This is a genomic window from Streptomyces sp. NPDC048416 (assembly GCF_043200435.1).
GTDB lineage: Bacteria > Actinomycetota > Actinomycetes > Streptomycetales > Streptomycetaceae > Streptomyces.
This window is the reverse complement of the sequence record NZ_JBICXU010000066.1, coordinates 1-8,288: the sequence shown is the minus strand read 5'-3', so window position 1 is coordinate 8,288 and position 8,288 is coordinate 1. Positions and strand designations below refer to the sequence as shown.

9 protein-coding genes and 1 pseudogene are annotated in these 8,288 nt (G+C 73.2%); 2 read left to right on the top strand and 8 right to left on the bottom strand.

Annotated elements, in window-relative coordinates:
- The first annotated feature begins 85 nt into the window (after positions 1–85).
- Positions 86–283, top strand: coding sequence for a hypothetical protein (locus ACGFW5_RS35195; protein ID WP_393838435.1), 198 nt, complete (start codon positions 86–88; stop codon positions 281–283).
- On the opposite strand, the gene ACGFW5_RS35190 is transcribed toward ACGFW5_RS35195, so the two are convergent.
- The gene (locus tag ACGFW5_RS35190; protein ID WP_393838434.1) at positions 271–1,377 is read right to left on the bottom strand and encodes an NADH:flavin oxidoreductase/NADH oxidase; all 1,107 of its coding nucleotides are present in this window, start codon (positions 1,375–1,377) and stop codon (positions 271–273) included. The genes ACGFW5_RS35195 and ACGFW5_RS35190 overlap by 13 nt on opposite strands.
- A gap of 115 nt (positions 1,378–1,492) precedes the next feature.
- On the opposite strand from ACGFW5_RS35190, the gene ACGFW5_RS35185 reads away from it, so the two are divergent.
- Positions 1,493–1,846: an ArsR/SmtB family transcription factor gene (locus ACGFW5_RS35185; protein ID WP_393838433.1), complete on the top strand. Its 354-nt coding sequence runs from the start codon at positions 1,493–1,495 to the stop codon at positions 1,844–1,846.
- A 104-nt stretch (positions 1,847–1,950) separates the two neighbouring features.
- On the opposite strand, the pseudogene ACGFW5_RS35180 reads toward ACGFW5_RS35185, so the two are convergent.
- From ACGFW5_RS35180 to ACGFW5_RS35150, 7 genes and pseudogenes are all read right to left on the bottom strand, one after another.
- Positions 1,951–3,299 (bottom strand): annotated as a pseudogene (locus tag ACGFW5_RS35180) (FAD-dependent oxidoreductase).
- 94 nt (positions 3,300–3,393) lie between these two features.
- Positions 3,394–3,996 carry a TetR/AcrR family transcriptional regulator gene (locus ACGFW5_RS35175; RefSeq protein ID WP_393838432.1) on the bottom strand — a complete coding sequence of 201 codons (603 nt, stop codon included), beginning with the start codon at positions 3,994–3,996 and terminating at the stop codon, positions 3,394–3,396.
- Positions 3,997–4,252: 256 nt separating this feature from the next.
- Entirely contained in the window at positions 4,253–4,957 is a 705-nt protein-coding gene (locus tag ACGFW5_RS35170) for an HAD family hydrolase (protein ID WP_393838431.1), read from the bottom strand.
- Between the two features lie 156 nt (positions 4,958–5,113).
- Positions 5,114–5,791, bottom strand: coding sequence for a phosphatase PAP2 family protein (locus ACGFW5_RS35165; protein ID WP_393838430.1), 678 nt, complete (start codon positions 5,789–5,791; stop codon positions 5,114–5,116).
- Positions 5,792–6,012: 221 nt separating this feature from the next.
- Entirely contained in the window at positions 6,013–6,948 is a 936-nt protein-coding gene (locus ACGFW5_RS35160) for a M56 family metallopeptidase (RefSeq protein WP_393838429.1), read from the bottom strand.
- Positions 6,949–7,050: 102 nt separating this feature from the next.
- On the bottom strand, positions 7,051–7,632 hold the full coding sequence (locus ACGFW5_RS35155) for a DUF5134 domain-containing protein (RefSeq protein WP_393838428.1): 582 nt from the start codon (positions 7,630–7,632) through the stop codon (positions 7,051–7,053).
- A 165-nt stretch (positions 7,633–7,797) separates the two neighbouring features.
- A complete protein-coding gene (locus ACGFW5_RS35150; protein ID WP_393838427.1) occupies positions 7,798–8,184 on the bottom strand; it encodes a VOC family protein in 387 nt (128 codons plus the stop codon).
- Positions 8,185–8,288 lie beyond the last annotated feature (104 nt).

Sequence of the window (8,288 nt, the reverse complement as noted above, 5' to 3'; positions counted from 1 at the left end):
CCCCCAAGACATGCGATCGACAGGGGGAGAAAGTCATGCCAACTCCGGAGGCCGGGCGCCCCATTGCGAGGCAACCAAAACGGTAATGGGGGGGGGTCGCCGGGTGCGGCACCGGGCCGCCGGCAATGCGTACTTCCCGGCAGCCGACTGCGCGCACTTCCCGGCCGCCGACCGCGCGCACTTCCCGGCCGTCGGCAATGCGTACTTCCCGACCGCCGTCGACCGGCAGACCACCCTGCTCAGCATCGAGCGCTGCCGCCCGGACGGACGTCAGATGGCGTAGCCGTACTGGTCCGGTACTCTTACCTCGCCGCCCAGTTCGCGGGCGGCCCGGCGGGCCCACGACGGGTCGCGCAGAAGCTCGCGGCCCAGCAGGACCGCGTCGGCCTCGCCGTTCGCGAGGATCTTCTCGGCCTGCGCGGGCTCGGTGATCATCCCGACGGCCGCGACCGCGAGCGGGCTCTCGGAGCGGACCCGTTCGGCGAACGGGACCTGGTAGCCGGGCCCGGTCGGGATGCGTACGCCCGAGGCGTTGCCGCCGCTCGACACGTCCAGGAGGTCCACCCCGTGCTCCTTGAGCAGCGCGGCGAGACGCACCGTGTCGTCGGTGTTCCAGCCGCCCTCGTCCAGCCAGTCGGTGGCCGAGACGCGGAAGAAGAGCGGCAGCTCCTGCGGCCACACCGCCCGTACGGCGTCGGTCACTTCGAGGGCGAAACGGGTGCGGTTCTCGAACGAGCCGCCGTACGCGTCGGTGCGCCTGTTGGAGTGCGGGGAGAGGAACTGGCCGATCAGATAGCCGTGCGCCCCGTGGATCTCGACGACCTTGAAACCGGCGTCGAGCGCCCGCCGTGCCGCGTCCGCGAACTCGCGGGTGATCTCGTGGATCTGATCGACCGTCAGTTCCGTGGGCACCGTGTGCTTCTCGCTCCAGGCCACCGGGCTCGGCCCGAGTGGCTGCCAGCCCTCCTCGCCGCCCGGCTTCAGCGGCGCGCCGCCGCGCCAGGGACGGTCCGTCGACGCCTTGCGCCCGGCGTGCGCGAGCTGGATGCCGGGGACGGTGCCCCGGCTCTCCAGGAACGCGGTGATCCGGCGCAGCGCCGCGACCTGGGTGTCGTTCCAGATGCCCAGGTCCGCCGGTGAGATCCGGCCCTCGGGGCTGACGGCCGTGGCCTCCAGGAGGATCAGGCCCGTGCCGCCTGCGGCGCGCGCCGCGTAGTGCGCGAAGTGCCAGTCGTCGGCCACGCCCGCGTTGGGCCCGAAGGCCTCGGCGGAGTACTGGCACATCGGCGCCATCCAGACCCGGTTCGGGATGGTCAGGGATCGCAGGGTGTAGGGCGAGAAGAGGGCACTCGCGCCAGACGCGCTCGCAGCAGACACGGCAACTCCAGTCAAAACGGCCCGTGGCGCCGGTGCGGCGCCGGGTTCGCTTCGTACGGTACTCGTCGTAGTACGGGGGATGTCAAACTACGATGGCTCTCGTACAATGAGGTCCGTGACCACCGCGACCAGCACCCGTGAACTCGCCCATCCGGCGCGCGAGGAGATCCGCCTGGAGAGCGTATTGCACGCTCTCTCCGACCCGATGCGGATGCGGGTGGTCCGTTCTCTCGCCGCCGGCGACGGTGAGCTGTCCTGCTCCTGCTTCGTGCTGCCCGTCACCAAGTCGACGTCCACCCATCACTTCCGGGTTCTGCGCGAGAGCGGCGTGATCCAGCAGGCCTACCGTGGCACCGCCAAGATGAACGGGCTGCGCCGCGCGGACCTGGACGCGCTCTTCCCCGGCCTGCTCGACAGCGTCCTGGACGCCGCACGCCGTCAGGCCGAACGGCTCGGCGACGACGCCTGACGGCCCCGTACGCCCCGTACGCCCCCTGCGTCCAGTGCACCCCGTGCGCCCGGCTCACCTCAGGGGCCTCAGCGGCTCCGGTCGCCTCGGTCGCCCCGGTGGCCTCAGGGCATGCCGGACGCGGCCGTCAGGAGCCCGTCCCAGTCGGGGATCTTCACCGAGCGGCGGCCCAGCGACCGGCCGAGTTCGGCCTCGGCGCGCTCGATCGCGAGCCAGCCCTGCCAGGTCACCGGCTCAAGGCCCAACTCCCGGAGCGCGTCAAGGGGTTCGGGTGCCACCGGGCGTCCGGTGAGGAGCGGGGCGTCCTGGAGCAGCGAGGTGACCGTCTCCTTCGCGCAGGGGCGGTTGGTGCCGATCACCCCCGTCGGCCCGCGCTTGATCCAGCCCGCCACGTACTCGCCGGGAGCGGCGGCCCCCTCCCGGAGCACCCGGCCGCCCGCGTGCGGCACCGTCCCGGTCACCGGGTCGAAGGGCAGTCCGGGCGGCGCCACCCCGCGGTAGCCGACCGCCCGCAGCACCAGCTGTGCCTCGATCTCCTCGTACGTGCCGGTGCCGAGCGTTCCGCCCGCGCCGTCCGGCGCCGTCCGCTCGAAACGCACCGCGCCCACCGCGCCCTCCCGCTCGACGAGCTCCACGGGGCGCAGATAGAACCGCAGGTGCAGCAGGCGGGCATCGGGCCGCGGGGGCGCCCGGCCCAGCCGCGCAGCACCTCCACGTTGCGCCGTGCGGGCGCCGAAAGCGCCGTGGGATCGAGGAATCCGGGGTCGCGCGTCAGCTCCTCGTCGGCCACCGTCACGTCGGCCCCCGGCAGCGCGCCGAGCTCCCGCAGCTCCTTGGTGGTGAACCTGGCCTGCGACGGCCCTCGCCGGGCCGCCATGTGCACCTCGCGCACCCGGCTGACGGCGAGCGCGCCGAGTGCGGACTGCGGCACGTCGGTCGGGTGCAGCTCGTCGGCGCCCCGAGACAGCATGCGGGCGACGTCCACGGCCACGTTGCCCGCGCCGATCACCACCGCGGAGCGGGCGCCCAGGACGAATCCGCCGGGGTCGCAGTCGGGATGCGCGCTGTACCAGGACACGAATTCGGTGGCCGAGAAGCTGCCCGGCAGCCCCTCGCCCGGAATCCCCAGGTGCCGGTCCGTGGTGGCGCCGACGCAGTAGACCACCGCGTGGTAGAGCCGCAGCAGCACGTCCGGCGGGACACCGCCGGGGCCGCCGACCTCGACGTGCCCCAGAAAGCGGATCCGCGGGTCCTCCAGGACCGTGCGCAGGTTGTTCTGCAGCGACTTGATCTTCTCGTGGTCCGGGGCGACCCCGTAGCGGACCAGTCCGTACGGGCACGGCAGCCGGTCGAGGACGTCCACCCGGACGTCCGCGACCGCGCTCTGCTCCACCAGGCTCTGGGCGGTGTAGACACCGCTCGGTCCGGATCCGACGACGGCGACGCGCAGCATGGCGGGCGCTCCTTGGGACGAGGAACCGCAGAAGTCCGCAGACGCCTTCAGGATGGCACCACCCGGTGTGCCGCGGACAGTCCCGGGCCGCCGATCAGGGGGCGGGGTGCGGCGGTGCGCCCAGTTCCCAGTCGAGTCCGTAGCGCTGGAACAGCTCGGTGCGCAGGGTCGCCGGGCTCATGGGCGCGCCCGGCAGCAGCGCGGCGAAGACGGCGCCCATGAGATTGGCGCGCAGCATCGGGTAGTCCGTGTCCACGTCCTGAGACCCGTACCGCTCCACGGTGTCGCGCAGAAGGCCGGCCAGGCGCTGCTGCTCGGGGCACTGCACGAAACCCTCCGCCTGCAGTATCCCCGCCATGTGCGCCCGCATGAGGACGGGCTGGGAGTGGGAAAGCCCGAGGATCGCGTCGATCGCGCGGGCCAGTCGCTCGCGTCCGTCGCTGGTGCGGGGCTCACGCTCAAGCCCGGCCTCCAGGGTCAGACGCATGAGGCGGTGCACGGCGGACTGGAGCAGTTGACGCTTGCCCGGGAAGTAGTACGACACCAGGCCGCGGGCCGAGCCCGCCCGGTCCGCGATGTCGCCGAGGGTCGTCGCCTCGTAGCCCCGTTCCGCCACCAGCTCGACGGTGGCTTGCAGCAGCCGCTCGCGAGAACGTCTGCGCAATTCTTCATTGACCGATGCGCTGCGCGGGGACATGCTGTAACTCCTGCGTTGACTGGCTGAGAGCCAATATACTCAGGCTGTCGCGGGACGGTATCCCTTTCCTGGGGTCTGACCTGCGCGTGGGCTGCTCGTTCGGGGTGACGCGGGGGATCACCCCGAACGGGTGACCCCTTTTCAGGTTTCCCGGTTTTCCAATTTCCGGCCTTCCGGCCGTTTCGGCCGCCCCCCCCACGATCGCGCCCGCAGCCGTGGTCCCGCTGCCGGGCGCGCCGTTGTCCGCTCCGGCTGCTCAGCGGTCTGTTCCGGCCAGCGCGAGCACCGCACGCAGAGCGTCCGGGCGCTCGTCCACCGGCAGGTGGTCCACGAAGTGCACGGCGCAGCCGAGCGCCGCGGCGCCGCCGTCCGCCACCCGGCTGTCGCCCACCATCAAGACCTCGCCCGGCTTCTGCCCGAGCGCGTCGCAGGCCGCCCTGAACAGCCGCTCGTCCGGTTTCTGCGCGCCGTGCTCGAAGGACAGCACGTACGTGTCCACGAAGGAGTCGAGGCCGTGCGCGTGAAAGACCGGCCGCAGGTCCCAGCCGATGTTGCTCACCACGCCGATCGTGATGTCCCGCTCCCGCAGAGCGGCGAGAACCGGCCGCGCGTCGGGGTAGGGGCGCCAGGCGGCCGGGGTCATGTGGCGGTCGTAGAGCACGTCGTACAGCCGCGGATCGGGCAGCTCCACCTCACGCGCCAGGCCCGTGTAGGTCCGGCGGTGGAGGTCCCCGCTGCTGTCGCGCACGCTCCACAACTGCGCCAGATGCCCGGGCATCCGCAGCGGACTGGCGCCACCGGGCAGGGCGCCTGCCTCCTCCAACTCCCTTGCGTACCGGGTCAGTTCATCCTGCGACAGCGTGATGGCGCAGGCGTCGAGACCGGCGCGGAGCCAGTCGCTCGTGGACTCGACGCGAAAGAGGGTGCCGGAGAAGTCGAAGAGAACGCCCTTGATCGTCATGCCCGGATCCTCGCGCGCTCAGCGTGTCCGGTTCAAGACCTGGGCGTTGTTGGGCCATCGCGCTCAGCGTGTCCGGTTCAAGACCCGGGCGTCGCCGGGCCGTCGCGCTCGGCCTGTCCGGTTCAGGGCCCGGGCGTCGCCGGTGGCCCTTCGCGCTCAGCGCACCCCAGCCAACGCCAGGCGCCGGTAAGCCGCCGCGCTCAGGGCGACGACGGCGGCCCCCGTCAGCCAGCCGCCCACCACGTCTGAGCACCAGTGCACGCCGATGAACACCCGGGTGAACCCCACTCCGAGCGCGCTGACGACGCCGGCCACCAGGACGGCCGTACGCACCCGGCGCCGGGCCCCGAGCAGTGCGAGCAGCCACACCAGCAGCCCGAAGGCGACGGTCACGCTCAGGGCGTGGCCGGAGGGGAACGCGGCGTACGAGGCGGAGGCCACCGGGTCCGGCCACCGCGGCCGTTCGCGGCCGACGGCCGCCTTGAGGCCCTGCTGCACCGCCGTACCCGCGGCGCTCGTCGCCGCGACCCACAGGGCGAGCAGGCGCTCACCGCGCCACAGCAGGACGGCCGCGGTCACCGCGAGCAGGGCACGCATCGTCCACGGGTCCCACACCCAGTCGGTCAGCACCCGGTTCACGCGGGTGAGACCGGGATCGGCGATCGCCCGCCGATGCAGCGCGTCGGCGACGACCCGGTCCAACGACATCAGCGGACCCCACTCGGCCGCCACCAGGACCAGGAGGAGCCCGGTGAGCGCGGCACAGACGAGCCCGATGCGCAGCGCCGCCGTAGCGCGCGTGGGTGCGGGGGCGGGGGCGGGTGCGGTGAGCATGGCACCGATCCAACCCGATGCCGCGGACAACGGGCCAGGGTCTTTCGTGCGGACCGGGCTCCAGGGACCGGTGTGGACCGGCCCGGATCGGGGCGCGGCGGCGGACCCCGCGAGCGCGGCGTGATCCGAACGAGAGGCGCTAGGGGGTGTCTGGTGGATCAGGGTCGGTCAGGGTGCCGTGCCAGGCGCCGCACCCCCGGCCATGATCCACCAGACACCCCCTAGCCCAGGGCGTGCAGCCCCGGCACGAGCGCCACGATCAGCGGGACGGCCGGCACGAGCGCGGCGTACGCGGTCAGCCGCAGACGGTGGGTCGCGGACAGCCGGGGGGCCGCGGAAAGGAGCCGGTGCACGCGCTGGGGGAGCTCGCCGTCCGGGGCCGGACAGGGCCCGAACACCCCGCGGTGCTCGTTGAGTTCGACCAGGGCGAGCGCGATCGTGAGGCGGCCGAAGCGGCGCGAGGCCACGTCGTCGGCGGCCAGTTCCACCAGGCGGTGCATCTCGTCGCGGAACGCGGCGAACACCGGCACCTGCGGGAACCCCCGGGCGAGCGCGCCCGAACAGTGCAGCAGCCAGTCGTGCCGGGCTCGCGCGTGCCCCAGTTCGTGGGCGAGCACCGCGTCCAGCTGATGGCCCTTCAGACGCTGAAGTGCCGCCGTGGTGATGACCAGTTGGGGCATCTGCCCCGGCAGCCACCAGGCGTCGGGCCGGGCCGCCTCCAGGACCACAAGGCGCTCTCCCGAGGGTTCCTCGCCGGGCAGCAGCGGCGAACGCAGGCGCAGCTGCGCGCGACGCCTGCGCCTGCGCGCCCAGCTGTCCCTGATCTCGCGGGTGAGCATCGCCCCGGTCCAGGCGCCGCCCAGGAAGAGCACCACCGCGAGCGCCGCCGACCACGGGCCGTACGGGCCGAGCGCGTACGCCTCGACGACCGCCCGCGGCGCCGGCGCGAACACCTGGCCCCGCACGGTCTGCCAGGCGGAGGCGGCACTGAAGACCATCGCGAGCCCGAAACAGAGCAGCACCGCGGCCACGACGCACTGCCACACCCACAGCGCCACCACCGGCTCACGCTCGACCCAGTGGGCACGGGCGAGGAGCCGCGGCGCGGCGACGGCGGACACCAGGCCGAGCACCAGCAACGCGAGGGAGACCGTCATGGTCTCAGCCTATGAGCGGGGCCGCCGTCATAGGTATGTCCGCGAGCATCAAGTGACGTACGCCACCTCATCACACCGCCCGCCGCGCCCCCGGCGCCCCGGTCAGACCGTCACCAGCATCGCCAGCATGGCGATGCCCATGGACAGGCGGCACGCCAGGGCCAGTTCGGGCCGGGCGCCCCAGGACTCGGGGGGCGCGCCGCTCGCCGGCTCACCCCTGGGCCTCGCACCGCCCCCCGCCGAGGGCAACAGCCGCGCCCCGGCCGACAGGACGTAACCGGCGAAGTACAGCAGCAGCACTCCGGTCAGCAGGGGCACCCCGCCCGCCGAATGTCCCTCGTGTCCGGCGTGGCCGCTCCCCGGCGCCGCCATCGCGAGCGCCATGTAGACCATCGCGAGCGAACCCACCACGTGGTGCAGATGGTGCGCAGCGCCCCGCGCCAGCCACAGGGCTCGCAGCGCGCCGCCCCCGAAGACCATCGCGTACGCCGTCGACAGCCAGGGACCCGGCGGGGCGAACGCGGCCGGCGCGGCCATCGCGGCCATCCCGAACCCCATCACCGCCTCGCCGCCCGCCGCGCTGCGGGCCCGCGCGGAGCCGCTGCGCAAGCGCAGCAGACAGTACGAGCCGGTCACCGCGCACAGCGCGACGAGCAGCCAGCCGGGCACCACAGGACCGTGCACGGCGTACCTCCCCGTTCGATGTCGCCCGCCGCCAAGTCGATGCCCAACCGCGGGGCGGCATACGCGGGCGCAGGGACACACGGGGGGAGCGCGCGGGGGTCGCGGCGAGCCCGCGGCGGGCGCCGGGAGGCGGGCCCCCGCGAATGTCCGGCGCCGCCGCGCAGGTCAGGGACGCGAGCGCAACGGGTGGCCGGCCGGGACCTCCACGATCACGATGCGGACGCCGTCCGGGTCCTCGATCCACATCTCGACCAGCCCCCAGGGCTCGCGCACCGGAGGCCGCACGATGGCGACCCCGCGCCGCACCAGTTCGTCGTGGGCCAGGGCCGCGTCCTCGACCTGGAGCCAGAGCCGCAGGCCCGGCGCGGGCGGCTCGTCGGAGCGCCCCGAGACCTCAAGGAATCCGCCGCCGAGGAAGTACACCGTGCCGCGTTCGGGCCCCGTGCCGAACTCGCGGTAGACGCAGAGCCCCAGCCGCTCGCCGTAGAAGGCGCGCGACCGCTCGGGGTCGGTGGGGCGCAGAAGGATCCGGCTGCTCAGTACATGCACCATGCCGCACGAGCCTAGACGAGTCATTCCGATGTGATCAGTGGTCGTAAGCGATCAGTGACCGCGTGATGGGCTGGCGGGTCTTGTGGTTGTGCCAGATCGCGGCG